The organism is Halobellus rarus (genome assembly GCF_024494595.1).
GTDB classification, from domain to species: Archaea; Halobacteriota; Halobacteria; order Halobacteriales; family Haloferacaceae; genus Haloquadratum; species Haloquadratum rarum.
The window spans coordinates 1-26,602 of record NZ_JANHDI010000016.1 but is presented as its reverse complement, the minus strand read 5'-3'; the positions used below and the strand labels follow the sequence as shown (position 1 = coordinate 26,602).

The window sequence follows — 26,602 nt, the reverse complement described above, 5'->3', positions numbered from 1 at the left end:
GAACGAGAGCGTATCGACGACGCGCTCGACGGAAATCACTCAAGGCGAGAACTAAACCAATCGAGATGAAGCGATTCAACTAGACGATAGAGAGGGTGATGCAGCCTTTCGATTGCGAGGATCAGGCCCCGATCTGATTCGGCGTGGTCGAACGGGACGTTCGCGAGAGTCACAAAAAGACGACGAAGCGATACTTCGAATTATATATCAATAGGAATATATCTTGATACCGCCTACGAAGACACGGTCGACGCTTCAGCAAGAACCATCGTGGGTCACTTGATACGTGTTCTCTCTCCCTACAATATCGACGATTTATGGCGATTTCGGACCGGTGAAAGCTATCGATCTTCTGTGGAGGGCGGAACTAATCGAATGTCTCTCGGAACAGGTCAATCACTTTCTGGTGATCCTCCTCCCCGAGTATGCCGACGCGACCGACGATAATCCTCAAAACTTTTAATATATAATTATACCTATACTACTAACTAACGGGGATGTCAGGATTGATCGACGGATGGACGAAAGTTGATATACGATAATTATAAAATAATGTGTATCGACGAGGAGATCCGACGCACTCATCGTGATACTTGATTTCAATACATACAGTCAGATATTTTTCAGTTATTAGCTATAGCGTGTCCGCGAATAGGTAGTACTTACCACTGGAATATCCGTTCGTTCTACGAGTATCCCACGCACAACAGGGCCACCCCACAGTCGAATCCCCGCGAAAGAACTATTCACATATTCATATATTCTAACGATGGAAATAGCGTTTATCCCTCCGGGTCGAAGGTCGCATATGTATTGGCGACCCAGGCCGTTACTGACCCGGGTCTGGCACCGAGGACACTCTCTGCCGAGGGTGGAGGGGCGTCTCATACCGGCGTGGTCGCAGTTACGTACCCACGCGGGCCGGCCGCGTGCGGGACCGGTGGATATCTGGCCGCGAACTGTGGAATCGTGACGGGACGAACACCCGGAGATTCACGCACCGGTCGGCGAGAGAGTCCCGTCTGACGACGTACAACTATGGCTATCACACACTCGCTCGCGCGAAACGCGACAACGAACGCGACACTTGGGTGGGCCTTCGTCGGGTTCGTGATCCTGATCGCCGCCGTTGGCCTCCTTATGGCGCCGCTACTCGGGGGCGTACTCGCACTGGTCGCTGCCGGAATCCTCGTCGTTCCGGCGGTGCTGCGACGGGACTGGCGGGTGATGCTCCCGTGGCCACTCGGGTTGGTCGTCGCTGTCGGCGTGACCGCGCGAACGTTCGGTTTCGCCCCGGAGGTCACCGGATACGTCGCCATTTCGTCCGTCGCGCTCGCGGCCGTCGTCGAGCTCGACTCATTCACCGACGTGGAGATGAGCCGCCGCTTCGCAGTGCTGTTCGCCGTGATGACGACTATCGCCTTCCAGTCGTGGTGGACGATCGCCGGCTACTATTCAGACCAGGTGTTTGGCACCTCCTTCATCCACTCACAGGCCGAACTTCAGTGGGACCTCGTCGCCGTTATGGTCGTCAGCCTCGTTATGGGTGGGATCTTCCTGTGGTACTTCGACCGTATCGAACACGTCGGTTCACGTCACCGACCGGTCGTCCCGGAGGAGACGTCATGACAGTCACCGATGCCATCGGCCTCTCGCAGCGGAGACAACGCCTGCTGACCCGACTGTTGCAGGTCGTACTGGCGGGTATCTGCCTCGTCGGCCTGATCACGCTACGCCTGGGCATGGCTGTCAACGGCGCGTTCGGTCTGACGCTCACGTTAATCCCGGCCGCGATCCGCCGGGAGTACGAGTACACGATGAGTCCCGCGCTGGTCCTGTGGATTACCATCGCCGTCTCCCTTCACAGCGTGGGGTCGCTCGGCCCGTACTCGTGGTTCTCCTGGTTCGACAGCGTGACGCACACGGTCTCAGCGACTCTCGTCGCTGGGCTGGGATACGCGACCTTCCGCGGGTTCGAACTCCACTCGGAGGAACTTCACGTTCCGGCCAGCTTCCGGCCCGTGTTCATCGTCGTGTTCGTCCTCGCTGTCTCCGTCGTCTGGGAACTACTCGAATTCGCGTCCGGACAGGTACCGCAGCTACTCGGCATCGAGGCACCGCTGGTCGTCTACGGCGTCGACGACATCGTCACGGACATGCTGTTCAACACGATCGGCGGACTGATCGTGGCCGTCGGCGGCTCCGGGTACTTCGTCCCGCTCGCGGGGTTCTTCCGACGTCGGTTCGGCTCCCGGAACTCCTGATACGGACTGTCGTCGTCTCTCACCGGCGATCGCGTCACCGGGAGCGCGATCTCCGGAAGACAGTCACAACAATGTCTGCGTCACGGGATAGACGTGGGATCCCGCTCGTGGATTACACTCCGACATCGTAGCGAGCACCCCCCGGAGTGAACTCACGACGGCGATCCTCGAGTATGGGGTTACCCCCGGGTCGTGCTCGTCCCGTCTGTATCCGACGTAGCCGCGTCGGCATCGTCTTCCTGCATCGCATCCGCGTCGGCATTGTCTTCCTGCATCGCATCCGCGTCAGCATTGCCTTCCTGCATCGCATCCGTATCGGCACCGGCCTCCTCAGCGAGTCCGGGTTCCGGTCCGATGGGCTCGCCGTGGAGGAGTTCGGGGAGGACGATCCGGACCGCCTCGAACATCAATACAAACACGATCGGTAGGAGGAAGAACCCGTACCACCCGAACAGGAGGGGACCGAGAATATAAGCGAAGAGGAGGATCATCGGGTTCAGTTGCCGGCCCGAGATATAGGGCTGGAGGACCGATTGCGGGAGGATATCGAGTACAAGAACGTAGCTGACGAGGACGACCCCGACGAAGACGAATCCCCCGTTTCCCCCCTGCGTCGTAGTGAGGGCGAGGTACGCGACGACAGGGAGATACACGACTTTGCTGACAACGATCGGGATGAGGCTGGTGAACCCCGTCAGCACCCCGAGGGTGAACACCATCGGGATCTGGGCACCGGGCGGCGCGAGGAGGTTGGTAGTCGTGTAGGCTGCCATCGCTACTACGGACATGATGAGGGCGAACAGGAGGTTACCGAAAAAGACCGATTCGAGGTCGGTATCGACGGCCGTTGCGTACGAGTAGACGGTCTCGTCCGGACCGCCGACGAACTCCGCGAATGCGTCAGAGAGCGCCTCGTCGTATACGAGTAGGGCATACGACAGCGTTACGGCGAGTCCGACGAGGAGGACCGCCCCGAACAAGAGATCGAGGACGGACAGTCCCTGCTGGACGGCGGACCCGAATAGTAGGTCGGTCAGTTGGTCGATGGACGGCGGGTCTCTGAGCAACGCTCCGGGACCGTTCTCCTCAACGTCGACCCCGACGACTCGCGAGGCGAGCATCGAGAGTACGCTCTCCTCGAACTGTCGCTGGATCTGCTGAAACATTCGAACTCCCGCGTAAAGCGTGAGTACCAATATTGGGAAGAGGACAGTGACTGCTGTCAGTCCGGCCGCTACGCGCTTGGATCCGAAGACCGTTGTGAAGCGGGTGCATATCGGACGGGTCGCATAGTACCCGAACAGACCGAGAACGAGTATCCCGACGAAGGAGTGCGCAATGAAAGCCGCTGCTGCCGCGAGAGCTGCCACGTACATCCACCAGAACACGCTGTTCCGTTCCAGTTGTGTCACGAAACAGTCACCCCTGATAGCTGGCTTTCCGCACGTGAGATGGCCGTCCCGTACCGGGTCGGCAACCGCTTGGAACGGATGGAGCCCAGCCAAGGACGGACGCTGTCGGGACAGTTTCGATGGTTATCTCACAGCGGGTATATCTAGCCATCTCCGTGAACATATGGAAAGTAAAACAATTCCGGTATTCGAACAAGGTCGCCGCTTCGGACGTCGACAACAACTTCTCGATAATTTGTCCGAGCATACGTAGGGTAGTCAGACCGTTGGTTTCGAAATACCCGCACAATGCTCTTCAATGGGGCGGAGGAGGCTGCGAACATCTTCGAGGTGTTGTCCGCGTCGAACCGTTTGCTGATCCGAGTCGTAAACGATGACGTCCGCCCCCTGTAACTTCGGCAGGTGAACGTGGTGAAGCCCGGTACCTCGATGTTCGGAGGATCCGTTCGAGTTCGTAGACTCTGCCTCCTCTAGTTGCTTCGTGAGCTGGTCCACAGTCGTCCCGTCGGGTGAGTCAGTCACCTGATGTGGCTCTGTCGTCGCTGCTGTTCGGTCAGTAGCCGTACTGCTGTCTCGGTCGATATCCGCTGTCGTGAGTCGTTCATAGGGGTCCATCATATTCAGTCGGAACGCAGGCTCGAACAAACGATGACTAGATGCTTCACGCACTTCGCGGAAACCCCTGTCGTTAACCCTAATCCTCACAGTGTGTAGGTACTCTGAGAGACACGACCTCGGAGGATGGTTCTGATGTGTGCCCTTATCGTAGCGCGTCCCCGACTGCGGTACCGCGACACATCCCGATGACTTTTGCTTCCCCCGCGTGAACCGAGCGCGTATGGCTGCCGACTCGCTGCCCGACAGTGAAGGGGACCCCGTCTCGGTGCTCTTTCTCGACGTGCGGAACTTCACGCTTCTTCTCGACAACTACGCTGACGACGAGATCAGCGAGATGCTCGACGGACTCTTCGGACACGTCCGGACTGTGGTGGAAAAACAGGGCGGGGTGATCGACAAAGTCGTCGGCGACGGGATTATGGCCGTCTTTCGAGGTGACGCCCCCGGGCAGAGCGCGCTGAACGCGGCGACGGAGATCCACCGGTACACGAACGACCAGGGCGGCATCGACCGTCGGTTCGGCTCAGTCAACGTCGGTATCGGCATCGCGACGGGCCCGGTCAACGAGACCACGATCGCCGACATCGATTCGACGGTCATCGGCCGCAGCGTGAACATCGCGGCCCGCCTCGAGGGACTGTGCAAGGAGTACGACGCCTCGATCCTGGTCGACGAAAACACGTATCACTCGAGTTCGGTCCACGAACTCCCCGACGGCTACGTCGGCCGGCGGATCCCCGACCAGAGCCTCCGGGGGATTCGCCGTGACCTCGACGTCTTTCACCTCTGCGATACGACGAAGTTCAGCGAGACGTACATCCACCTGTTCAACGAGGGGACGCGCGAGTTCGCCAATCAGAACTACGAGGAGGCGCTCAACGCGTTCACGCAGGCGTACACGCAGGACGAGCGCTATATGGACGGGGCGCTCCTCAACCACTTCACGAACGCCTGCTTAGAGCGGATCAACGACGACCGGGCGCTGTTCCGCAACCCGGACCGCTACGAGGAGCACTCGACGATCCAGGAACAGCAGTCGGTCCAACTCCTCGGATTCATCGAGTCGGCGACGGTGACCCGGGAGTTCGATCCCGACCACATCCTCGACGTCGGCTGCGGCACCGGTAAGGTGACGGAGCGACTGGCGGAGCGGTACCCCGACGCGTCGGTCGTCGGGATCGACTCTTCCCGATCGGCGATCGCGAAGGCCCGCACCGAGCACAGCCCCGAGCACCTCGACATCGAGTACAGCTACGAGAAGATCGAGAAGTACTGTCCCGACGAGGAGATCGGCCGCTACGACCTGATCTTCTCGAACGCCGCGATGCACTGGGTCGAGGGCCAACACGAGGCGTACGCCAACCTCAGAAAGCTGATCGCTCCCGACGGGCTCCTGGCGATCCATCAGGGCCACGAGGGCACCTACAAGGAGCTCCATCAGGTCGCGGTCGAGGTGCTCAACGACTTCGACTACGACGCCTACTTCGAGAACCTGAACCCGCCGCTGGATCTCATCTACTACAACACCGACGAAATGGGGGACTTACTGGAAGGACACGGATTCGATCCAATCAGGGTGAAAGACGACAACGACACCGCTCCCGACACCATCGTCGACGACTTCGCGGAGGCGAGTCTGAACGCCTACTGCGAACGCCTGCAGAGCGAGTCTCAGCGGGAGATCTTCCGCGAGCAGTTCAAGCAGCGCGCGCGGAAGCAACTCGATCCCACCGACGTCACGGTCCACCGGATATACGTGATCGCGGTTCCAACCGAGGCGTAACGATGACGACCGTCGAATACGTGGCCGATCCGCGACCGTACGCCGACGAGATCCGCAGACTACTCGCGGCCGCCGAAGCCGAGTTCGTGCCGCCGCTGTCCGCCCGCCAGGGAACGACCCAGACCGACGGGCTCGACGAACAGCGGAACGACGCGCTCGACGAGTATTTCGAGCAGTGCATCGACCAGTCGTTCGTCCTCGCTCGCGACGGCGAGGACGTCTACGGGTTCCTCTCGTTCCGTCCGGGCTACGCCATCGACGAACTCGGCGCGTACACGCCGTCCGATTACGTCTCGACGATCATCGTCGATCCGGCACACCGACGCGAGGGCCACGCCCGGAGACTGTACCACGAACTGTTGACCGACGTCCCCGAGGACGTTCGGGAACCCTACGTGACGACCCGCACGTGGGACTCGAACGACCGTCACCTCGACCTCCTCGAGGACCTCGGGTTCGAGTTGCTCACTCGGATCGAGGACGACAGGGGCCAGGGTATCGACACGGTGTACTACGGGGTCGACGTCGAGGGATTCGAGCGATGACTGCACGCCACGCGGACTCGGATCGATGACCGGTGATACCGTCGCTATCGTCTCGGACCTCCACCTGGGTCCCGACAGCGCGGATCCGCTGTTCGGCGCCTTCGAGTCGGTCACAGAGCGGTTCCTGGCGCGGGATCCCGACGAACTGCTCGTCCTCGGCGACGTCGTCGCGGGGGCCGGCCCTGAGGCCGACCGCCGCCTACTCGATCGGTTCGTGGACCGACTCGACGACCTCCCGATCCCGTACCGCGTCGTTCCGGGGAACCACGACGTCGACCACCTGGATCTCGATACGTTCGAGGGGCTCGTGGGGAACGACCGCTGGCGGATCGACCCCGACGCCGACCGGGTCTTCCTCGACTCCTCGGCCCCGCGGCTCTCCGGAAGTCGCGGTGAGGTCGACGCCGTCCAACTCGACGCCCTGAAGGACGCGGTTGCGGACCTCCGAGACGCCGTCGTCTTCGTTCACCACCCCGTTCACTACCGATCCGTGGGCGACAATTACTGGTTCGGAGAACACCCGGAGGAGGCCTTCTGCGGCAACAAGCGAGCGGTTCGAGAGGTCCTCGACCCCGCCGCGGACCGGATCGAGACCGTCGTGAACGGTCACCTCCACGCCTGGCACTACGACGACGTCGACGGCCGCGCGCACTTCACGGTCGACTCCTTCAACAAGCGTCGCAACCCCCGCGGCGAGACGGGCGCGTTCGCCGTACTCCGGACCGGCGAGCAGACCGTCTTCGAACACCGCGCGGGCGATGGGACTGAACACCGGGTTCGGTTGTCGGACTGAGCGTCGCAGTTCCCCCTCGCGCCATTCGTGCGCCTCGCCGGTCTGCTCCGTCCAGACGTGGCCGAGAAACTTCTCGAACTGGTCTCGGAGGATCTGGACGGCGTCGAAGCCGAAGACGTTTCGATCCCGTCGCTCCCATATGGCGAGGGGCGATAGCGCTCTCCGACCTCGGGAACGGACCGGACCCTTTTTATTTTAGGTAAGCCTAAACACCGCTAATGTCCGTAGGCGCTCAGTCGCGTCCCGACCCACAATCGGCGCGCGAACCCGATCACTCTCCGACGATAACCGTCTGTGAAAGCCGTCCGAGTCGATCCGTGTTCATCGAAGCCGACAACACGGACGGCTGGATCGCGAGCGATCTCACTGTCGACGTGCGTCGGTGATCGTATGACCGACACACCGAATTCCACGGAATCGGAATCCGAGACGAGACCGACGGCCGAGACGGAATCGGAACGGACGACGATCCGAACCGGTCGGAAGTTCGAGGAAGAGTATCGCCTCGACGCCAACGAAGCGGGCGCGTTTCTGATCGACCTTGGAAAACAGCTCCGCGACGGCGACGACATTCGACTCGTGACCGACGAGTGGGAACTCCCGTTCGCGTTCGGCGAACCGGTCGAGCTCGAAATCGACTTCGACGGGACCGGTGAACCGGAGCTCGAGATCGAACTGGAACTTCCCGGCCACACGGACGAAACCGCGCCCGACGTCCGCTAATAGGTCACCCGACGGCGTTACTTCGTCGCCGACTCGCGCACGAGCGTGTCGTCTTCGAGGTAGTGTTCGACGTGGTGGGTGTGTCCCTCGATCGTTTCCAGCTGTTCGCGGAGCATCTGGGCGGTCGCGTGGTCACCGAGCCCCTCGGCGAGTTCGACGTGCTGCCGGTAGCTCTCGATGATGTCGCCCATCATCTCGAGGTCGTTCGAGAGCGACGTCCGGATGTCGTAGACGTCCTCGTCTTCGGGCTCGACCGTCGCGTTCTCCGCGAGCGTCGTCATACTGGCGTGCGGGACGCCCCCGAGCGCCTGGAGCCGCTCGGCGAGTTCGTCGGCCGCGTCCTCTACGTCCTCGTAGACTTCCTGGAGGAACACGTGGACGTCGAGGAACTCCGCCCCCTCGACGTTCCAGTGGTGCTTGTGGAGCTGGTGATAGAGGACGTACGCGTCCGCGAGGTCGGTGTTCAACGCGTCGATGATCTGCTCTGCCTTCTCGGTCTCGAGCCGGAGTGCGTTTTCTTCGACGGTACCCGCGCGCTGTTGTGTCTCTTTCTGCGTGCTCATCTCGTCTCACGATACGGCCGCCACCCACTTATAACTTATCAATACCAAAACAATTTTTCGCACCGCCTAAAAAAGAATTTCAGAATTAGCTTAATACCCGTAGTGAATGCCACAGGCAGAAGTGCACGCGTTTTCCGGCGAACACTTTCTCCGCCGGTGAGTGATCAATTACTATCAATATCCATACTTTTATTTCTGCGACGCCTGCACCGGGGTGACCGGGCGGGGGCAGGCATTGCCGGATGGCCCGCTGTGGACAGCTTTATCGAATGTGCTCGTGGAGATCCACGGCGCACGGTGATACAGAACCTTCTCTCGATCGTCCGGTTCGTCGGTCTCACCGCCCGGACGAGTTCGTGCCGCGGGTGATCACTCCCGCGCGCGCTCTATGGCTCCTCGGAATGCCTCCGCGCGTTCGGTCAGGATATCGTAGTCGCCGGTGGCGACGGCCTCGCTGTCGACGAGTGAACTCCCCACGCCGACGCCGTCTGCTCCCGCCTCGACGAACGCCTCGACGTTGTCGAGCGAAACCCCCCCTGTCGGGAGCAGCGGGAGGTGTTCGAGCGGTCCCTTCAGACTCGCGATGTGCCCGGGTCCGAGCGTCGACGCCGGGAAGACCTTCAGAACGTCGGCCCCCGCCTCGTACGCGTCGACCGCCTCCGTCGGCGTCATCACCCCAGGCGCCACGACGGCGCCGTACCGGTTACACGTGCGTACCACGCCGGCGTCGAAACTGGGCGTGACCACGAACTCCGCGCCCGCCCGAAGCGCCGCGCTCGCGGTCTCGCTATCGAGGACGGTCCCCGCCCCGACGAGCAGGTCCGAGCGGTCGAAGGCCGAGGACAGCCGGGAAATGGTGTCGAGCGCGCCGTCGGTGTCGGCCGTTACCTCGATAACGTCGACGCCGCCGTCGGCGAGGGCCCCGGCGACGTCTGTCGTCTCCTCCGCCGGGACGCCGCGGAGGATTCCGACGATTCCGGTCTCTAGCAGTCGGTCGAGGTCCCGTTGTCGCTGTCGGCTCATACGCGGGGACTCTCGTGAAACGCTGATAAATGACCCGACGAACGGTTCGGCGTCCCGCACTTCCGTTCAGTAATGGAAAACGGAAAACCCAAATCAATTTCCGTTTAGCGATAGCGAACATATCTGTCGAAGTCACTCGGCGAGACCGAGTTCGATCCGTTTGGCCGCACTGAGAACCAGTCCCGGCAGGTCCTCCTCCAGGCGCTTTCCCGACAGACGCTCTGCAGGTCCCAACACTGCGAGCGCGCCCGCGAGCTCCTCCGTTCGGTCCTCGCGTCTGATCGGTGCGGCCACCGACCGCATATCCTCGGCCAGTTCGCCCCGGTCGAACGCCAATCCGCGGTCGGTGATCGATCGCAGTTCGTCCCGAAGGTCGGCCGGTGACTGAATCGTCCGATCGGTATGCCGGTCCAGCCCGTGCGTCTCGACGTACTCCTCGACCGCCTCCCGCGACCGGTACGCGAGAATCAGCTTTCCCGCGGCCGTCGCGTGCAGCGGGAGTCGGCTCCCGAGCCGAACCCGCCGACCGTTTCGGTCGGGGTCTTCGACGGCCGCGTGAACGGCCTCCCCGTCCTCGGCTACCACCAGCGCCGTCGATTCGCCGGCCGACTCTGCGAGGCCCTTGATTTCGGACCGGGCCACCTGGTACAGCGGCATCCCGTCGCGGACGGACATCCCGATGTCGAGAAACCGCAGACCGAGACGGTACCGGCCGTCCGCGGCGACGACGACGCCCAACCGCTTGAGTGTCACGAGGTGGTTGTGCACGGACGCCTTCGACAGCCCCAACTCGTCGGCCAGTTCCGTGACGCCGGCCTCTCTTCCTCCCTCCAGTGCGCGAACGATACGACCGGACGTGCGGGTCGCACCGACTGGATACTCGGTCACGGTCGAACGTCAGTACCGAACTCACTTAAATACTGTTCAGTATCGGCAAACGAAATCCGTAGGCAGTGATAAATGATGATGGATTATTCGGACGATTCGATTTGGGGATGAAACGGCGTAGAAACGCTTCTGTGGCTGGATTTACGGACTTTCGCTCGCAGTTATCTGTTCACTATCACAAAACAGATTTGTTATGAATACGTACTCACTATTCACTGAAAACGCGTCTAGACGGCTTGTAACGGTGCTTTAGAGATAGATAACCCAAACATTTAAGTTCATAATTTCCTATGTTGGAAGTGAGTCTCGATATGACAAATAATGATGGACGCTCGGTCGGACGGCGAACCGTTCTCAAAGGTGCTGGAATCGCGGGTCTCGCGGGGCTGGCGGGCTGTGTCGGGACGGGTGACCCCGAGCCGACTGAGACGACGCAATCGAGCGGTGGCAGTACCGATTCGAGCGGTTCGACCGCGACGCCGCAGTCACGACTCGCGGGGTCCGCGGAGGTGTGGGGCTGGGACGTGGCCGCGCGGGCGATGGACCTCCTCGACGAACCCTACGAGGAGGCCAACGGGGGCGACGTCTCGATCAACCAGATCGGCCGGGCCGATCTGAAAGACAAGTTCAAGTCGACGCTGCTCTCGGGCTCCGGCGCGCCGGCGGCGTCGATGATGGAGAGCGTCGACGCCGCGTCGTGGGTGAACACGGGTGGCCTCCGCGACATCTCCGGGTGGCTCGAAGAGGCCGGGATCAAAGGCGACTTCGTCGAGGGCAAGTGGGGTCCCTTGGAGAAGGACGGCGGCACGTACGCGCTCCCGTGGGACATCGGTCCGGTCGGGACGTTCTACCGCCGCGACGTGCTGAACGAGTACGACATCGACGTCGACAGCGTCGAGACGTGGGACCAGTACATCGAGGAGGGCAAGAAACTCCCCGACGGTCAGTACCTGCTCAACCTTCCCTCGAACGACTACGACGGTCTCTGGCGGATGATGCTCCGACAGATCGGTGGACAGCCGTTCACGGCTAACGGAGACGTCAACGTCGCCTCTGACAAGAGCCTGCAGGTCGCACGTATCCTCAAGCGCATCCGGGATTCGGGGATCGCGAACGACCTCGCCTCGTGGTCGTCCGGGTGGTTCACCGCCTTCGGCGACGGCACCACCGCGAGCCTCACTGCGGGCGCGTGGATGGAGGGAACACTGAAGGCCGAACTCGGAGATACCTCCGGTCAGTGGGGCGTGTTCAAACCCCCGGCCGTCGAGTCCGGCGGGTCCCGCGCGACCAACTGGGGCGGCTCGAACCTCACGATCCCTGCACAGGTCTCCGACGAGAAGGCCCGACGCGCCTGGGATTATATGGCTTACGCGCTCGGACGCGAGGAGAGCCAGCTCACGATGTACCGCGAGTACGGGCTGTTCCCGGCGCTCGAGACGACCTACGACGCGGAGGCCTACGACGACCCCCACGAGTTCCTCGACGGGCAGCCCGCGGGTCGGATGTTCGCGGAGATCGCCCCGGAGATCGAGCCGTACCGCTACACCATCGATACCCCGGAGGTCACGCAGGCCATCAACACCCACTTCCGCGATATGATGGCCGGCGACAAGACGCCCAAGGAGGCCGTCGACGCGGCCGCACAGCAGGTGGCCGACCGGACCGATCGCGACCTCGCCTGAGGACGATCGATGGCTACTCGTGATTCTCTCTCGGGACCGGACCCGTCTGTTCGCGACCGCCTGCGGTTCGCCCGGCAGTCGGTCGGCGAGCGGATGCCGACGCCCGGCGAGGGCATCGTCGGCTACGTGTTCCTGCTGCCGGCGTTCCTCCTCTTCGGCGTCTTCCTGGCGTTCCCGATCGTCTACACGTTCTACCTCTCGTTCTTCAGATTCGAGGGGGTCGGCGACGAGACGCTGCTGTGGATCGACACCGGTTTCTTCAGTTACCGGTTGACGAGCATCGCGGACCTCAGCTTCGTGGGGCTCGACAACTACGTTCGGATGTTCACCGACACGCTGTTCCACCAGGCGATGTTCAACACGACGTTCATTCTCGTCGTGCAGGTGCCGCTGATGGTGGCGCTCGCGCTGCTTTTCGCCGTCGCGCTCGACGCGTCGTTCGTGAAACTGCGCGGCGTCTTCCGCACGGTGCTCGCGCTGCCGGTCTCGGCGAACCTCGTCGCGTACTCGACGGTGTTCCTCCTGATGATGCAGGACGCCGGGCTGATCAACTACGTGTTGACCTCCCTGGGCTTACCGGCGATCCCCTGGCTGACCAGTTCGTTCTGGTCGCGGATGACCATCGTCGGAGCGGTGACCTGGCGGTGGACCGGCTACAACATGATCATCCTGCTCGCGGGACTCCAGAACATCCCACAACAGCTCTACGAGGCCGCCGAGATCGACGGCGCGAACCGAATCGAGAAGTTCCGGTACGTCACGGTCCCGCAGCTTCGACCCGTGCTGCTGTTCGTGTTCGTCACCTCGACGATCGGGACGTTCAAACTGTTCAGCGAACCCGTCATCATCAACGGCGGCGGCGCGCCGCTGGACTCGACGATCACCATCGTCCAGTACATCTACCAGACGGCGTTCATCGACTTCCGACTCGGATACGCGAGCGCGCTCACGTACGTCCTCATCGCCATCGTGAGCGTCCTCTCGGCAGTCCAACTCAACGTCGGAGGTGAGAGCGATGCGTGAGGAGACCCGCCGCGAGGCCGTCTGGCAGTTCCTCACCTACGGGTTCATTTTGCTCGGAGCCGTGGTGACGCTCGTGCCGCTGTACTGGATCTTCGTCGCCTCGACGCTCGAGGAGTCGGAGTTCCTCTCGTCGACGGATCCGACCCTGATTCCAGGCGACAGCTTCTTCTCGAACTTCCAGGCGCTGCAGGCCCGCGACAACGTCCAGTTCGTCGGCCACGTCGGCGAGATGACTCACTACATCGATTTCGGTCCGTTCTACGTCGCCTACGACTTCTGGAACCTCTGGAACATGGGCGCGATCGAGAGCAGCATCTTCGTCGCCGGCGTCTACACGATCCTCTCGCTGCTGCTGTGCTCGATGGCCGGATTCGCCTTCGCGAAGTACGAGTTCCGATTCAAACAGCCGATCTTCTACGCCATCCTCGCGACGCTGATCCTCCCGATCCAGCTGCTCGTCATCCCGCTGTTCCTCCTGATGAGCCAGATCGGCCTGACGAACAGCTACTGGGCGATCATCCTCCCGTGGCTGGCGAACCCGCTCGGGATCTTCCTGATGCGACAGAACATGCGGTCGATCCCAGACGCGCTCCTGGAGTCCGCGCGGATGGACGGCGCGACGGAGTTCCAACTGTACTACAAGATCGCGCTGCCGACGATGAAATCGTCGCTGGCGGCGCTGTCTATCATCCTCTTTCTCTTCCAGTGGAACCTCTTTCTGTTCCCGCTGGTCATCCTCGATCAGGGCAAGTACACGATCCCAGTCGCGATCAACCAGCTCGTCGGCGCACAGCGCGTCTACTACGACCAGATTATGGTCGCCGCAACGCTCTCGATCATCCCGATCTTCGTGCTGTTCCTGTTCTTACAGAAGCAGTTCGTCAGCGGGATCCTCGCGGGCTCTGTCAAGGAGTAAACTATGTCAGGAATAACACTCGATACGGTACGAAAGGAGTTCGGAGACGGCGAGGAGACGGTCGTCGCGGTCGAAGACGTCGATCTGGAGATCGAAGACGGCGAGTTCCTCGTTCTGGTCGGTCCCTCGGGCTGCGGGAAGACGACCACGCTCCGCTGCATCGCCGGGTTGGAGGACGTCACGAGCGGCACGATCACGTTCGGCGACCGCGACGTGACGGACCTCCGCGCCCGCGACCGCGACGTGGCGATGGTCTTCCAGAACTACGCGCTCTACCCACACATGAACGTGCGGCAGAACATCGGCTTCGGCCTGAAGCTCTCGACGCGGCAGACGGCGGCCGAGATCGACCGACAGGTCGAAGACGTCGCCGAGATGCTCGGCATCGAGGACCTGCTCGAGCAGAAGCCGAAGGAACTCTCCGGCGGCCAGCAACAGCGGGTCGCGCTCGGGCGAGCGATCGTCCGCGACCCCGAGGTCTTCCTGATGGACGAACCGCTCTCGAACCTCGACGCGAAGCTCCGCTCGCAGATGCGGACGGAGCTGCAGACGCTACAACACGACCTCGATGTGACTACTGTGTACGTGACGCACGATCAGACGGAGGCGATGGCGATGGGCGACAGGATAGCCGTGATGAACGGCGGGACGCTCCAGCAGGTCGGCAGCGCCGAGGAGGTGTACCGCACGCCCGTCAACGAGTTCGTCGCCGACTTCATCGGCTCGCCGAGCATCAACGTCTTCGACGCGACGGTCGACGGCGCGCGGCTCGACGGACCCGGCGCGTTCACGTACCACCTCTCGGACGCCTCCCCCGTTGCGGGTCTCGACACCGTCCGCGTCGGGATCCGCCCGGAAGACATCACGCTCGTCGACGACGGCATCGAGATGACGGCGAACGTCCTCGAACCGATGGGCAACGAGAACTTCCTGTACGCCACGCTCGGCGGACAGGAGATCACTGCCCGAATCGACCCGACGAAGCGCCCCGGGACCGACGAGACGGTGTCGTTCTCCTTCCCGGAGTCGGCGCTGTACCTCTTCGACCCCGACACGGGCGAGTCGCTGAAGACGAAGCGCGACGGCGATGTCCCGGACCGCAACGACGCGATCCCGAACCGCGAGGGCGCGCAGTCCGGGACGGGTACCGGATCGGACGCCGACGAAGAGCAGATCGAGGAGGTGGTCGAGTAATGCGCATCGTCGACTACGATCTCTATCAGGTCCCGCCGCGGTGGCTCTTCCTCCGGATCGAGACGAGCGACGGCCGCGTCGGCTGGGGCGAGCCCGTCGTCGAGGGCCGCGCCCGGACGGTCGAGGCCGCCGTCGAGGAGCTGCTCGACACCTACCTCCTCGGCGAGGATCCGACGCCGATCGAGGACCACTGGCAGACGATGTACCGCGGCGGCTTCTACCGCGGCGGGCCGGTCCTGATGTCCGCCATCGCGGGCATCGACCAGGCGCTGTGGGACCTCAAGGGCAAACAGTTCGGCGCGCCGGTCTACGAACTGCTCGGCGGCCGCGCGCGCAACCGCGTTCGCGTCTATCAGTGGGTCGGCGGCGACCGCCCCGAGGGCGTCGCCCAGGCCGCCCAGGAGAAGGTCGACGAGGGCTTCAGCGCGTTGAAGATGAACGCGACGGCGGAGCTCCGCCGGATCGACAACCCCGGGGCGATCGACGACGCGCGCGAGCGGATCGCGACGGTCCGCGAGACCGTCGGCCCCGAGGTCGACATCGGCGTCGACTTCCACGGCCGGGTCTCGAAGTCGATGGCGAAACGCCTCGCGAAGGCGCTCGAACCGTACGATCCGATGTTCATCGAAGAGCCCGTGCTCCCGGAGCACAACGACTGCCTGCCGGAGATCGCCGAACACACCACGACGCCGATCGCGACGGGCGAGCGGATGTACTCCCGCTGGGACTTCAAGGAGGTCTTCGAGGACGGCGCGGTCGACGTCATCCAGCCCGACCTCTCTCACGCCGGCGGAATCACGGAGGTGAAGAAGATCGTCGGGATGGCGGAGGCCTACGACGTCGCGATGGCCCCGCACTGTCCGCTCGGACCGATCGCCTTGGCCTCGTGCGTGCAGGTCGACGCCTGCTCGCCGAACGTGCTCATCCAGGAGCAGAGCCTCGACATCCACTACAACGAGGGGAGCGACGTGCTCGACTACCTCGCGGACCCCTCGGTCTTCGAGTACCGCGACGGCTACGTCGAACTGCCGACCGACCCCGGACTGGGGATCGACATCGACGAGCGGCGCGTCCGCGAGGTCACCGACGAGGTCGACTGGCACAACCCCGTCTGGCGACACGAGGACGGCAGCGTCGCGGAGTGGTGACCGTGCCGCCGGAGCGATTCACCGACAGAGTGGCCGTGGTCACCGGCTCGACGCGCGGCATCGGTGCGGGCGTCGCGAAGCGACTCGCCGGCGAGGGCGCGAGCGTCGTCGTCACCGGTCGCACCCGCGAGGCCGGCGAATCGACAGTCGACGACATCCGAGACGAGGGCGGCGAGGCGGTCTTCGTCCGCGCGGATATGCGCGAACCGGACGACATCGCGGCGCTGTTCGAGGCGACCGTCGAGACCTACGGCGGCCTCGACGTCCTCGTGAACAACGCCGGCGTCGAGACGAACACCGGCGTCGCGGAGGCGACGATGGATGACTGGGAGTTCGTCGTCGAGACGGACTTCCGGTCCTTCTGGCTCTGCGCGAAGGAGGCCGCAGCGCGGATGGACGAGGGCGCGATCGTCAACACCTCCTCGAACCACGCGTTCCTGACGATGCCCGGGATGTTCCCCTACAACGCGGTCAAGTCGGGGATCAACGGAATGACGCGGGCGATGGCGCTGGATTTAGGTCCACGAATCCGCGTCAACACCGTCAACCCCGGCTGGGTCGCTATCGAGCGCACGCTCTCGGAGATGAGCGACGCCGAGCGCCGGGAGATCGAGTCGATCCACCCGGTCGGCCGGCTCGGGAAACCCGAGGACGTCGCGAGCGCGGTCGCGTTCCTCGCGAGCGAGGAGGCCGGCTTCGTCACGGGCGCGAACCTCCTCGTCGACGGCGGCCGCTCGGCCGTGATGCAGGACGGGACGCTCCCCGACTACCGAGCGCGGCGGCAGGGACGCTCGGAGAGCGGCCGGAGTTCGCGTGCGGGCGCCGCACCGGCGGACGAACCGGACGGGGAGGGCCGCGAGTGACGCGCGTCGACGCCGGCCGCACCGCGGTCGATTTCGACCCGGACACGGGCCGTTTGACGATCGAGTCCGTCGACGGGGGCGGCGCGTCGACGCGGCTCTTTTCGGGCCACGTCGGTGTCCGGATCGCTGATAGCGGTGACGAGTCGGGCGACACCCCCGACGTCGACCTCGACATCGACGTGTCGCTGTCGGCGGTCGACGTCGGTTCAGTCGGTCCTGACGCGGACGACGCCGACGCTCCCGCCGCCGTCGACGTCACCGTCGCGGTCGAGAACTGTTCGACTGGGCCGATCAGACTCGACGCGATCGACGTCCTCGACGGGACGACGCCGTTCGGACCGGCGGACCGCGCGTTCGTCCACGGGTATCAGTCGTGGACGCCGACCGCGACGCTGCGCCTCGACGAGTCGTTCCCCGAGGAGAAGCCGGCACATCGACCACAGATGGTCGACCTCGACGCGCCACGCGGCGGGAAGACGAGCCACGCCCTCACGGCGCTCTCGGGGGCCCCCGGCCAACTCACGCTCGGGTTCCTGGAGCACGACGCGTACCTGACGCGGTTCGACCTCGACCTGCGGACCGATCCCGCGCGTGGCGACACGTCACTCGCCGCGGTCTGTCCGCTCGACGGCGTCGAACTCGCGCCCGGCGACAGCCGCGAGAGCGCGCCGCTCCGGATCGACGCCGGGCGACCGATCTCCGACGCCCTGACCGACATCGCCGACGCCGTCGGCGACCGGATGGACGCGCGCGTCCCCGGATCGGTCCCGACCGGGTGGTGCTCGTGGTATCACTACTTCACGGACGTCACCGCCGACGACGTCCGGGAGAACGCGGCCGATCTCGACGACTGGGGAGTCGACGTCGACCTCGTGCAGATCGACGACGGCTACGAGACGGCGTTCGGCGACTGGCGCACGCTCGCGGAGGGGTTCGAGTCGATGGCGGTCCTGCGCGACGACGTCGCGTCCGCGGGCTACGAGCCAGGACTCTGGCTCGCGCCGTTCTACGTCCAGGCCGACTCCGCCCTGGCTACCGAACATCCCGAGTGGCTCGTCACCGAGGGCGACGAGCCGGTCGACGCCGGCGCGCGCCACGGCCCGATGTACGCCCTGGACACCACGCATCCCGAAGTGACCGCGTGGATCGAGGACACCTTCCGGACCATCGTCGACGAGTGGGGCTTCGAGTATCTCAAACTCGACTTCCTCTACGCCGCCGCGCTTCCGGGCGACCGCCACGCCGACGTGACGCGCGCGGAGGCGTACCGACGGGGGCTCGAAACGGTCCGGGACGCCGTCGGTGACGCGTTCGTCCTCGGCTGCGGCGCGCCCGGGTTCCCGAGCGTCGGCCTCGTCGACGCGATGCGGGTCGGCCCCGACACCGCGCCGTACTGGCGGCGGGAGGGCGACAGCGCCAGCCAGCCGGCCCACGAGAACGCCGTCCGAAACGTCCTCAACCGCCAGTTCTGCCACCGGCGGCTCTGGGCGAACGACCCCGACTGCCAGCTCGTCCGCGAGACGACCGAGCTCACCGCCGCCGAACGGGCGTCGTTCGCCGCGCTCGTCGCGCTCACGGGCGGCTCGAACCTCCTCAGCGATGCCGTGGGGGAGATCGACGAGGCGGGGCGACGACTGTTCGAACGCACGCTTCCGCCGGTCGAAGACGGCCGCGTCGACGACTTCGCCGATCGGGAGTTCCCCGAACGGGTCGTCTGCGAACGCGACGCCGACGACGCCGTCGCCGTCGCGGCGTTCAACTGGTCCGACGAGGCGCGTCGCGTTCGGGTGGATCCGACCGCGTACGTCGCGACCGACGACAGCGGGTCGTCGCTAGCGTGGGAGGCGCTCCCGTCGAGCGACGAGTCCGCCCGACTGCACAGCGGTCCGGTCGAGCGGGAAATCGATCCCCACGGCTGCCTCCTCGTCCACTGCGTCTCCGCGCCCGCGGAGTCCCGGCCGACGCTCGTCGGCACGGATCACCTCGCGAACGGGGCCTCGCAGGTGACCGGCGTGGACTGGGCCGACGGAACGCTCTCGGTGACGCTCGACGCCGACGAACCGATGACGCTGTACGTCGCGACGCCCGGCGCGTGGCGGACGTCGGAGTCGTCCGCGGCGGACGCTCTCGCTCGCCTGACGGTGACACCGGGCACAAACGAATTCGAATTTCGACGCTGATTATGACTGACGACACCGACACCGGACCGAACGGAGCGGAATCGATGGCGACCGCCGACGGCGAACCCGGACCTGAGAGGCGCTCCGACTCGAACGGAGCGCCGACGTCGGCCGCGGCGACCCCGCGGATCGGCGTCTGTTACTTCCCCGAACACTGGCCGCGAGAGCGCTGGGAGACCGATGTCCAGCAGATGGTCGAGGCCGGCATCGACGTGGTTCGGATGGCCGAGTTCTCCTGGGGCCGCATCGAACCCGAGCGCGGCGAGTTCGACTTCGAGTGGCTCGACACCGCGGTTTCCCTGCTCGGCGACGCGGGCATCGACGTCGTGCTCTGCACGCCGACGGCGACGCCGCCGAAGTGGCTCGTCGACGAGCACCCCGAGATCCTCCAGGTCGAACCCGACGGGACGACCCGCGAGTTCGGGAGCCGTCGCCACTACTGCTTCAACTCCGGCGTCTACCGCGAGGAGTCGGCGCGGATCGCCCGGGAAATGACCGAGCGCTACGCCGACGTCGACGCGGTCGTCGGCTGGCAGACCGACAACGAGTACGGCTGCCACGAGACCGTCCGCTGCTACTGCGAGGACTGCGCGGCGGCGTTCCGCGAGTGGTGCCGAGAGCGGTACGACGACGTCGACTCGCTCAACGAGACGTGGGGGACGGCGTTCTGGAGCCAGCAGCACGGGTCCTTCGCGGAGGTCGACCCGCCGCGACACACCGCGGCGGAACACCACCCCTCTCGACTGCTGGATTACGCCCGCTTCGCCACCGAGAGCGTCGTCGACTACAACGACCTTCAGGCGGAGATCATCCGCGAGGCGAACGACGAGTGGTTCGTGACGCACAACTTTATGGGCCACTTCGACACGCTCGATTCCTTCAGCGTCGGCGACTCGCTCGACTTCGCCACGTGGGACTCCTACCCGACGGGCTTCGCGCAGGACCGTAACACCGAAGCGGTCACCGACGACCGACTCCGCGCCGGCGATCCGGACCAAGTGAGCCTCAACCACGACCTCTATCGCGGCCCCGACGGCTTCTGGGTGATGGAGCAACAGCCCGGCGACGTCAACTGGCCGCCGCGTTGCCCGCAACCCGGCGAGGGCGCGATGCGCCTGTGGGCTCACCAGGCCGTCGCCCACGGCGCGAACGTCGTCTCGTACTTCCGGTGGCGTCGCTGCCGGCAGGGACAGGAGCAGTACCACGCGGGCCTGCGAAAGCACGACGGCTCGCCCGACCGCGGGTACGGGGACGCCTCGCGCGCGGCCGCAGAGTTCGCAGAACTCGGTGAACTCGACGGCGTCGACGCGCCCGTCGCGCTGTGTTTCTCTTACGAGGACTTGTGGGCGCTCTCAGAGCAGCCTCACGCCCCGGAGTTCGACTACTGGGGGCTCGTCGGCTCGTTCTACCGCGCGCTCCGAGCCCGTGGCATTCAGGTCGACGTGGTCGACGTCTCGCCCGGTGCCGACATCCACCTCGACGGGTACGAGGCGGTCGTCGCCCCGACGGTTCACCTCGCGGACGAGTCGCTCGCGGGGCAGTTCGAGGCCTACGTCGCCGACGGCGGCAGTTTGCTCGTCGGACCGCGAACTGGGTACAAACTCCCGGGGAATCGACTCCAACCGGACCTCGCTCCCGGCCCGTTCGCCGACCTCGTCGGCGGACGGGTCGACCAGCACGAGAGCCTCCCGTCGTCCGTCGAGACGCGGCTCTCGTATCGCGGCGAGGAGTACGGGTACCGTACGTGGGCCGAGTGGCTCGCTCCGGACGGGGGGACGGCAGTCGGCGAGTACACGACCGGCGTCGCCGCCGGACGCCCCGCGATCCTCGAACACGCCGTGGGCGACGGCTCTGTCACCTACTGCGGCGTCTGGCCCGAAGAGGACCTCGCCGATGCACTCCTGGTCGGCCTCCTCGATCGGGCGGACGTCTCCCACGCCGAACGGTTCCCCGAGACCGTCCGCGTCACCCCACGCGACGGGTACGTGTGGATCCTCAACTTCGGTGCCGATCCCGTCGACATCGACGTCGGTTCCGAGGCGGCGTGGCACGTCGGCGACTCGTCGATTCCCGGGTTCGGCGTCGGCGTCGTAGAGGCTGGATTGGCCGACGTATCGATCACCTAACCCTTCCCTTCGCGCTTGACATACGACCGCCTGGAATCGGATGGTTCTGTCACCCATTTCGACCGTTTTCACCCACTGGGAACCGACCGCGTCGCTTATAGCCGTGCAAGTCTGACACAATACACCTAGAATGCAACGACGGACCTTCCTCCAGGGTGCCGCGGGTGCGGGCCTCGTCGGCACTGCGGGCTGTCTCGGCCTCGGCGATTCGAACCCCGACGTGGCCCTCCCGGAACCGGATCGCGAGTACACGAGCGAAGAGCTTCCGTATCCCGCCTGGGGCCAGCGGGTCCCGGACGTGACGCTCCCGGACCCGATCGCCGGCGGGGAGGTCTCGACCCGCTCCGTCGAGACGCCGGCCGTCTACACGTTCTTTTACAGCCACTGCAACACGGTCTGTCCGGTCTTGATCCAGTCGATGCGGAACGTGCAGACGCACTCGATCGAGGAGGACTACGCCGACGAGGTGGCGTTCTTCCCGGTGACGTTCGACCCCGAGCGCGACGACGCCGAGCGCCTCGAGACCTACGCTGGTGAAATGAACGTCGCCCTCGACGCCGGCAACTGGCACTTCCTGCGTCCGGCGTCCGTCGAGCGCGCGAAGGCGACCGTCGAAGCGGAGTTCGGCGTCACCTTCGATCGGACCCATCCCGACGATATGGATATGTACATGTTCGCTCACTCGGCGATGACCTACCTCGTGAACGCCGACGGCTACGTCGAGCGGGCCTACCGGACCGACTCGCCCGACCCCGAACGGGTGATCGACGACCTCGAAACCGTCCGGAACAGCTAGCTCCCTCACCAGCACGATGAACCGACGACAACTCCTGACGGCGATCGGCGGCCTCGGACTCACGGGCGGGAGCGTCCTCGCCGTCCGCGGCGATCTCCCGAACCCAGTGGCCGAGGAATCCTCCGCGCTCCCTCTCTCGTTCGAGACGATCGACGCGCCAGGCTCGGAGGCTGGCGAAGTCATCGTCCCCAAGCGGGGGACGCCGACGTTCATCGACCTCTTCGCGACGTGGTGTGCGCCCTGCAAGGAACAGATGAACGAGCTCTCGGCCGTCTACGAGGAGTACGGCGACCGGGTGACGTTCGTCTCGATCACGAACGAGCGCCTGGGCGGAACGCTCACCGAGCGGGACATCCGCGGCTGGTGGCGGCGACACCACGGCGCGTGGACCGTCGGCATCGACCCCGACAGCGACCTGATGGCGGCGCTGGGTGCCGGCGGCATCCCGTATCACGCCATCGCTGACGCCTCCGGGACGATTCGCTGGCGGAAGGCCGGTTTAACGCTCGCTGACACGATCCGGACGGAACTGGACCGGGTGCTCGAAGAGCCGTGAGCTCCGCCGCCTTCCTCGGAGCCGTCGCCTTCGCCGCCAGCGCGGGCCTCACGACGTTCTTCGCCCCCTGTGCGTTTCCGCTGCTTCCCGGATACGTCGGGTTCTATCTCCAGCAGGACGGCCGTCCGCCGGCGATGATCTCCGGACTCACGGCGGCGACGGGAGCGGTGCTCGCACTCGGTGGAATCGCCGCGCTCGTGTTCGCGATCGGCCAGCGCCTCACGTCCGTTCTCCCACTCTTCGAACCCCTCATCGGCGGTCTACTCGTCGTCTTCGGACTGCTCGTGCTTTCGGGCCGCGCGTCGCCGACGATTCCGCTCCCGAAGCGCCCGGAGTCGCTCCTCGGCTTCGGCGTCTTCGGTGCCGTGTACGCGCTCGCCGCGGCGGGCTGCGTCGTTCCGCTGTTTCTCGGCGTCGTCGCGCAGGCGTCCTCGCTTTCCCCGACGCGGGGGTTTGTCGTCCTCGGAACCTACGCCGCCACGGTCGCCGTCCCGCTGCTCGGCGTGACGCTGCTCTCCGACGCCGGTGTTACTGTCTGGCGCTCGTTCGGCGGGTATTCCGGACGGCTGAAACAGGCCGCCGGCGCGTTGCTCGTCGTCGCCGGACTGGGACAGATCTATCTCTCCGTCGTCGTTCTCGACGTGCTCTGAGCGGTTGTTAGGAGCCGGTACGCACCCGGAACAGGACCGAAATCGCTTCCTGGCCGAGTCCCGATTACCGACGCAACCAATGACGGACACTGCAGAGACAGTCTCGCTCCCCCCGGAGACGCGACTCGGCCGCACCGCGCTCCGCGTTCACGACCTCGACGCGATGATCGAGTTCTACCGGACGGTCGTCGGCCTCGCGGTCCTCGAACGTACTGAGATGACCGCGACGCTCGGTGTCGACGGCACGCCGCTTCTCGTCCTGCGCCGCGATGCGAACGCCGCCCCCCGCGGCCGCGACCAGGCGGGGCTGTTCCACAACGCGTTTCTCCTCCCCTCGCGCGCGGCGCTGGGGGCGGCGCTCGAACGGATTCGAGACCGGTGGACGCTCGACGGTGCGTCGGACCACGACGTGAGCGAGGCGCTCTACCTCTCGGATCCGGAGGGAAACGGCGTCGAGATCTACCGGGATCGGCCGCGCGAGGAGTGGCCCGGGACGGCCGACGGCGGCGTCGAGATGGCGACCCGCCCGCTCGATATCGACGACATCGCCGCCGAATCGGACGGTAGATCGACCGCGCCCGAGGGGACCACGCTCGGACACGTCCATCTGGAAGTGACGTCGGTGCCGGCCGCCCGCGATTTCTACGTCGAAACGCTCGGTCTCGATGTGCGGATGGACGCCGGCGCGGCGCTGTTCGTCGCCGCCGGTGGGTACCATCACCACCTCGGACTCAACGCCTGGAACGGACGGTCCGCTCCCGCGGGCGGGCGCGGCCTGGCGTGGTTCGAGATGCTTCTCCCGAGCGACGCGGCAGTGAGCGCGGTTCGCGAGCGCCTCGTTGACGCCGACGTCGCTGTCGCCGAGCGTGAGACCGGCATCGAGTTCGGGGCCCCCGACGGGATCACGGTCCGACTTCGGGCCGAGTGACGAAAGTAACCCCTCCGACTCTCACTTCCTGGTCGTTCCCACACTGCCCGACGGCCCGGAACCAGGGTGTTGGGCGTCGTCGAGAATATGAGTGGATTCGCCTGTCCCAGTTGCGGGTCACGACAGTGTGCGACCGCGTGAGTGAAGACGTACACACGTTCTATGCTGGCCCTTCGAATGCATCTCCCGGCCGCTGATGGTGTCCACTGACGCCCCGGCGGCGTCACTCCCGTATGAGTTCGCAGGATGGATCCGAGTTCGTGGAGTGAGAAATCCCGCCGAATTGCGTGACGACTCCGTATCCGTTCAAAAATATAAAAATAAATACACTTAAAATATTACTATACAGTGAATTATACCTAACTACTCCCAATTCCATATTGCAGTTGATTTTCGAGACTCAGATCAACGCTAGTGGTCCCAGATACGTCGTTAACGACCTGAGTCGGTTTTTTGTGCTATAGTCAAATTATATGAATAATTATAGCTTAGCAATTAGTTCTATAAAACAAAACTATCCAGGCATTTCTACAAATAATAAATAATTAAAAGTATACTTCGATAGAAAAGTACTGTCATTTAATAGTCGTTTCTCTGAACGCTCTGGTGAAATCAAGCTGCTTGGAACGACATCCGAGATGCTACACATAAAAGGTATGTACATTCGGTAGCAACGGACAGTCGATGGCAACCTCAGAACGACTGACTGACTCCGCTCATTTCTCTGTCGAGAACGTCGGCGGTATCGACCACACCGAAGTAGACATCCCACCCGGCGTGACCGTCCTCACGGGCAAAAACGCCACGAACCGCACGTCCTTCCTTCGCTCGATTATGGCCGCGATGGGCAGCGATCGCGTCTCCCTGAAAGGCGACGCCGACGAGGGCCGCGTCGAACTCACCCTCGACGGCACCTCCTACGAACGCACTCTCACCCGCGCCGGCGACGGCGTCACTTTCGAGGGCGACGCCTACCTCGACGACCCCGAGGTCGCCGACCTCTTCGCGTTCCTCTTAGAGACTAACGACGCTCGCCAGGCCGCCGCCCGCGGCGAGCAACTCCGCGACGTCATTATGCGCCCCGTCGACGTCGACGCCATCCGCTCGGAGATCCGCCGTCTCGAAGAACAGAAGGGCGACATCAACGACGAACTCGCCCGCATCGAATCCGAAAAGCGCGAACTGCCAGAACTCGAACAGCGCCGCACCCAACTCCGCGAGAAGATCGAGGACAAACGCGAGGAACTCGCCGACCTCGAAGACGACATCGACGACAGCAGTCGCGACGTCGAAGAAGGACGCAAAGAGCAAGCGGAACTCGAAGAGAAACTCCAGGAACTCCGCTCGACCCGCTCGGAACTGGAATCGATCCGCCGGAAGATCGAACGACAACAGGAGAGCATCGCCTCGCTGAAACGCGAACGGGGCGATCTCGAAACCGACCTGGAAGAACTGCCCGAGACGCCGATGGGCGACCACCGCGACCTCGAGACCGACATCGAGCGGCTTCGATCCGAACGACAGGACCTCAACACCGAGATCAACGAACTCCGCAGCCTCATCCAGTACAACGAGGAACGGCTCGAAGCCGAAGACTACGAACTCCTCGAAGACGGCGGTGCGACCGCGGAAGGCGGCGACGGCTCGGTGACCGACCAACTCGTCGCCTCCGATTCCGAGACGGTGGTCTGCTGGACCTGTGGCTCCTCCGTCGAGCGCGAGCAGATCGACTCGACGATCGAGCGATTGAAATCGCTCCGCACGGAGAAAGTTGAGGAACTGAACGACATCAAAACGACGCTGGAAGAGAAGAAACAAGACCAGCGGGAGGCGACGAAGAAACAGCGCAAGCGCTCGGAAATCGAGCAGAAAATCGACGATATCGAATCGGAACTGGACCGCCGCGACGAACAGATCGACGCGCTGAA

Annotated in this window: 25 protein-coding genes; 20 read left to right on the top strand and 5 right to left on the bottom strand. The window is 64.1% G+C overall.

Annotation, left to right across the window (positions count from 1 at the left end; genetic code table 11):
• Positions 1 to 1,038 precede the first annotated feature (1,038 nt).
• Positions 1,039 to 1,629 (top strand): hypothetical protein, encoded by a 591-nt coding sequence (locus tag NO876_RS17255; RefSeq protein ID WP_256422920.1) that lies wholly within the window; start codon positions 1,039 to 1,041, stop codon positions 1,627 to 1,629.
• Positions 1,626 to 2,264: a DUF2238 domain-containing protein gene (locus NO876_RS17250; protein WP_256422919.1), complete on the top strand. Its 639-nt coding sequence runs from the start codon at positions 1,626 to 1,628 to the stop codon at positions 2,262 to 2,264. The genes NO876_RS17255 and NO876_RS17250 overlap by 4 nt, the downstream gene beginning before the upstream one ends.
• A 179-nt stretch (positions 2,265 to 2,443) precedes the next feature.
• Here NO876_RS17250 and NO876_RS17245 read toward each other — a convergent pair whose 3' ends face one another.
• Both NO876_RS17245 and NO876_RS18170 read right to left on the bottom strand, forming a co-directional pair.
• The gene (locus NO876_RS17245; RefSeq protein WP_256422981.1) at positions 2,444 to 3,640 is read right to left on the bottom strand and encodes an AI-2E family transporter; all 1,197 of its coding nucleotides are present in this window, start codon (positions 3,638 to 3,640) and stop codon (positions 2,444 to 2,446) included.
• Between the two features lie 294 nt (positions 3,641 to 3,934).
• Positions 3,935 to 4,291, bottom strand: a complete 357-nt coding sequence (locus NO876_RS18170; RefSeq protein WP_425601468.1) for a DUF7344 domain-containing protein — start codon at positions 4,289 to 4,291, stop codon at positions 3,935 to 3,937.
• A 223-nt stretch (positions 4,292 to 4,514) separates the two neighbouring features.
• On the opposite strand from NO876_RS18170, the gene NO876_RS17240 reads away from it, so the two are divergent.
• The 5 genes from NO876_RS17240 (at position 4,515) to NO876_RS17220 (ending at position 8,138) form a co-directional block, all read left to right on the top strand.
• A complete protein-coding gene (locus NO876_RS17240) occupies positions 4,515 to 6,077 on the top strand; it encodes a methyltransferase (protein ID WP_256422918.1) in 1,563 nt (520 codons plus the stop codon).
• A gap of 2 nt (positions 6,078 to 6,079) precedes the next feature.
• Positions 6,080 to 6,622 carry a GNAT family N-acetyltransferase gene (locus NO876_RS17235; protein ID WP_256422917.1) on the top strand — a complete coding sequence of 181 codons (543 nt, stop codon included), beginning with the start codon at positions 6,080 to 6,082 and terminating at the stop codon, positions 6,620 to 6,622.
• A 25-nt stretch (positions 6,623 to 6,647) separates the two neighbouring features.
• Complete coding sequence (locus NO876_RS17230; protein ID WP_256422916.1) at positions 6,648 to 7,415, top strand: metallophosphoesterase family protein; 768 nt, start codon at positions 6,648 to 6,650, stop codon at positions 7,413 to 7,415.
• A gap of 218 nt (positions 7,416 to 7,633) precedes the next feature.
• Positions 7,634 to 7,801 carry a hypothetical protein gene (locus NO876_RS17225; protein WP_256422915.1) on the top strand — a complete coding sequence of 56 codons (168 nt, stop codon included), beginning with the start codon at positions 7,634 to 7,636 and terminating at the stop codon, positions 7,799 to 7,801.
• Between the two features lie 4 nt (positions 7,802 to 7,805).
• Positions 7,806 to 8,138: an amphi-Trp domain-containing protein gene (locus tag NO876_RS17220; protein WP_256422914.1), complete on the top strand. Its 333-nt coding sequence runs from the start codon at positions 7,806 to 7,808 to the stop codon at positions 8,136 to 8,138.
• A 17-nt stretch (positions 8,139 to 8,155) separates the two neighbouring features.
• Here the strand turns inward: NO876_RS17220 and dpsA are convergent, their stop codons facing one another.
• From dpsA to NO876_RS17205, 3 genes are all read right to left on the bottom strand, one after another.
• On the bottom strand, positions 8,156 to 8,701 hold the full coding sequence (gene dpsA / locus NO876_RS17215) for a DNA starvation/stationary phase protection protein DpsA (protein ID WP_256422913.1): 546 nt from the start codon (positions 8,699 to 8,701) through the stop codon (positions 8,156 to 8,158).
• Positions 8,702 to 9,070: 369 nt separating this feature from the next.
• Positions 9,071 to 9,724: a bifunctional 4-hydroxy-2-oxoglutarate aldolase/2-dehydro-3-deoxy-phosphogluconate aldolase gene (locus NO876_RS17210; RefSeq protein ID WP_256422912.1), complete on the bottom strand. Its 654-nt coding sequence runs from the start codon at positions 9,722 to 9,724 to the stop codon at positions 9,071 to 9,073.
• 132 nt (positions 9,725 to 9,856) lie between these two features.
• The gene (locus NO876_RS17205) at positions 9,857 to 10,612 is read right to left on the bottom strand and encodes an IclR family transcriptional regulator (RefSeq protein WP_256422911.1); all 756 of its coding nucleotides are present in this window, start codon (positions 10,610 to 10,612) and stop codon (positions 9,857 to 9,859) included.
• A gap of 311 nt (positions 10,613 to 10,923) precedes the next feature.
• On the opposite strand from NO876_RS17205, the gene NO876_RS17200 reads away from it, so the two are divergent.
• The 13 genes from NO876_RS17200 to NO876_RS17140 form a co-directional block, all read left to right on the top strand.
• Positions 10,924 to 12,294 carry an ABC transporter substrate-binding protein gene (locus NO876_RS17200; protein ID WP_256422910.1) on the top strand — a complete coding sequence of 457 codons (1,371 nt, stop codon included), beginning with the start codon at positions 10,924 to 10,926 and terminating at the stop codon, positions 12,292 to 12,294.
• Positions 12,295 to 12,303: 9 nt separating this feature from the next.
• Positions 12,304 to 13,317 carry a carbohydrate ABC transporter permease gene (locus NO876_RS17195; protein ID WP_256422909.1) on the top strand — a complete coding sequence of 338 codons (1,014 nt, stop codon included), beginning with the start codon at positions 12,304 to 12,306 and terminating at the stop codon, positions 13,315 to 13,317.
• Positions 13,310 to 14,233, top strand: coding sequence for a carbohydrate ABC transporter permease (locus NO876_RS17190; protein WP_256422908.1), 924 nt, complete (start codon positions 13,310 to 13,312; stop codon positions 14,231 to 14,233). Before NO876_RS17195 ends, NO876_RS17190 begins: the two co-directional genes overlap by 8 nt.
• Before the next feature lie 3 nt (positions 14,234 to 14,236).
• Complete coding sequence (locus NO876_RS17185; protein WP_256422907.1) at positions 14,237 to 15,427, top strand: ABC transporter ATP-binding protein; 1,191 nt, start codon at positions 14,237 to 14,239, stop codon at positions 15,425 to 15,427.
• The gene (gene dgoD / locus NO876_RS17180) at positions 15,427 to 16,575 is read left to right on the top strand and encodes a galactonate dehydratase (RefSeq protein WP_256422906.1); all 1,149 of its coding nucleotides are present in this window, start codon (positions 15,427 to 15,429) and stop codon (positions 16,573 to 16,575) included. Before NO876_RS17185 ends, dgoD begins: the two co-directional genes overlap by 1 nt.
• Positions 16,569 to 17,438, top strand: coding sequence for an SDR family NAD(P)-dependent oxidoreductase (locus tag NO876_RS17175; RefSeq protein WP_390278623.1), 870 nt, complete (start codon positions 16,569 to 16,571; stop codon positions 17,436 to 17,438). The genes dgoD and NO876_RS17175 overlap by 7 nt, the downstream gene beginning before the upstream one ends.
• Complete coding sequence (locus NO876_RS17170; RefSeq protein WP_256422904.1) at positions 17,435 to 19,618, top strand: glycoside hydrolase family 36 protein; 2,184 nt, start codon at positions 17,435 to 17,437, stop codon at positions 19,616 to 19,618. Before NO876_RS17175 ends, NO876_RS17170 begins: the two co-directional genes overlap by 4 nt.
• Positions 19,619 to 19,620: 2 nt before the next feature.
• Entirely contained in the window at positions 19,621 to 21,744 is a 2,124-nt protein-coding gene (locus tag NO876_RS17165; protein ID WP_256422903.1) for a beta-galactosidase, read from the top strand.
• A gap of 130 nt (positions 21,745 to 21,874) precedes the next feature.
• Positions 21,875 to 22,540 carry an SCO family protein gene (locus NO876_RS17160; protein ID WP_256422902.1) on the top strand — a complete coding sequence of 222 codons (666 nt, stop codon included), beginning with the start codon at positions 21,875 to 21,877 and terminating at the stop codon, positions 22,538 to 22,540.
• 16 nt (positions 22,541 to 22,556) lie between these two features.
• Positions 22,557 to 23,096, top strand: coding sequence for a TlpA family protein disulfide reductase (locus tag NO876_RS17155; protein WP_256422901.1), 540 nt, complete (start codon positions 22,557 to 22,559; stop codon positions 23,094 to 23,096).
• Positions 23,093 to 23,746, top strand: a complete 654-nt coding sequence (locus NO876_RS17150; protein WP_256422900.1) for a cytochrome c biogenesis CcdA family protein — start codon at positions 23,093 to 23,095, stop codon at positions 23,744 to 23,746. Before NO876_RS17155 ends, NO876_RS17150 begins: the two co-directional genes overlap by 4 nt.
• A 79-nt stretch (positions 23,747 to 23,825) precedes the next feature.
• On the top strand, positions 23,826 to 24,674 hold the full coding sequence (locus NO876_RS17145; protein WP_256422899.1) for a VOC family protein: 849 nt from the start codon (positions 23,826 to 23,828) through the stop codon (positions 24,672 to 24,674).
• A 684-nt stretch (positions 24,675 to 25,358) separates the two neighbouring features.
• On the top strand, positions 25,359 to 26,602 hold a 1,244-nt coding region (locus tag NO876_RS17140; RefSeq protein WP_345780774.1), incomplete at its 3' end, for an archaea-specific SMC-related protein.